General features: G+C 63.6%; 2 protein-coding genes. Both read left to right on the top strand.

The window, feature by feature from the left end; all coding sequences use genetic code 11:
• On the top strand, positions 1–387 hold a 387-nt coding region (locus AC1DMG_RS21990), incomplete at its 5' end, for a 3-deoxy-7-phosphoheptulonate synthase (protein WP_477181136.1).
• Positions 388–619: 232 nt separating this feature from the next.
• Positions 620–1733: MASE1 domain-containing protein (locus AC1DMG_RS21985; RefSeq protein WP_477181135.1), on the top strand; the 1114-nt coding region annotated here is incomplete at its 3' end.

Genomic DNA, 1733 nt, shown 5'->3' with positions numbered 1-1733 from the left:
GGCAATGGTCTCATCGGCAGTGCACTGCCGCCCTTGCTCGAGGCCGTCAGGCGGGAAGGGCGCCGTGTGCTGTGGGTGGCCGATCCCATGCATGGCAATACCGAAACCACCTCCAATGGGTATAAGACGCGCCGTTTCGACAATATCCGGGGCGAGCTGGACCAGGCCTTCGATATCCATGCGGCCTCGGGAACGCGACTGGGCGGCGTGCATCTGGAATTGACCGGCGAAGACGTGACCGAATGCATGGGTGGCGCCCGCGATCTCAACGAGGCGGATCTTGATCGCGCCTACAAGTCCATGGTCGACCCGCGGCTCAACTACGAGCAGTCGCTGGAGCTGGCCATGTTGATCGTGCGCAAATCCGTCGGCTCGTCGCCGCGCTGACCGGCTGTGCGCGTGAACCTGCAAAAAAAGATGTGAAAAACAGCGCCCGGCCCCGTCGCCGGGCTTTGTTTTTGCATGGAGAACGGCAAAGGCCCGCGACTGCCGCGATGCAGCGCGTTGCGTAGGACGTTTCCTGCGACAATCGGCGACTCGCTGACGGCCCGATCTCACCGCTCCGCAACGCCTGGACCGGTCTCACGCGTTTATTGAAACAGGGGTTTGGCACCACTCGATGGGCACGGCAACGAAAGAATACGGCGACGCAGGGAAACGTGCGGCGCTCCACGCAAAGCTTCGCCAGGTCGGCGTTGTCGTCGCTTATGCGGTGGGTTTCTCGCTGCTCAAGGAAATCTCCACTTCCCACTGGAACATGATTGCCGGCCTGCGCCTGCTGTGTCTGCTGGTGGTGCCGTATCGCTACTGGCCGGCCATGATCATCGGCGAGACGATCCCCCTGATCGGGCTGGGTTGGGCCTACCATGACCGTTTTGGAACACTCTGGGCACTTTCGGTCACTGTGTCGCCGATGCTGGTGACCGCACCGGTCATTGCCTGGTGCCGGCGCCGCGTGCCTGTGTGGGCGGACGGCCGGGTGAACATCGCCGCGATCATGACCTGCATTCTTGCCGGCAGTACCGTCAGCGCTCTGGTCAATAGCGCTTCGTTTGCCACGATGACGTTCCGGGCAAGCGAAAAACCTCATCCGCTGACGGTGCACACGGTGCTCGAGTATTTCCTGGGCAGTTACCTTGGTGCGCTGACCCTGGTTCCGCCAGTATTCGCCTGGCTGAGTTGGTCGGGTCGGCAGGTGGTGGGTGTCCCCTCGATTAAGCGAGAGGCATTGATCGATTGCCTCAAGGGCGTGGTGCCGTCGCTGCTGCTGCTGATCTGGCTGGCCTCGACCCAGCTTGGCGATGAGGTGGTGGCCGTCGCCCGCATGGCCATGTTCCTGCCGGTGGCATGGCTGACCCTGCGCCTGGGCTGGCAGGGTGCGGCCATCGGTGGCCTGCTCGCCAGTATCGCCGTCGAGCTCACCATGACGGTGGAGCGCGACCCGGCCGTCATGCAGGCGCAGGCACTCATTTCCTTCGCCGTCTCCAGCTTGATCATGCTGGGCGCACGCCTGGCGCCGAAGTCGGTCGGTGATCAGGACGGGCGCCTGGAAAGCAACGAGAGCCTGCGTGGATTCCTGTTGGCGCAGCAAGGCCTTTATCAGGAGGAGTTGCGCCTGCGCCACGTGGCCGAGTCGCTCGATCGCCTGGGCCAGTCGATGCGCGATGGCCAGCACCGCATGATGGAGCGCCTGCGACCGGTGCTGCCGGCCAGCATGGAGCAGACCTATGCAC

This window comes from Dyella sp. 01N36 (assembly GCF_056399745.1).
The sequence above is the reverse complement of the archived record's forward strand: the minus strand, read 5'-3'. Positions and strand labels throughout refer to the sequence as shown.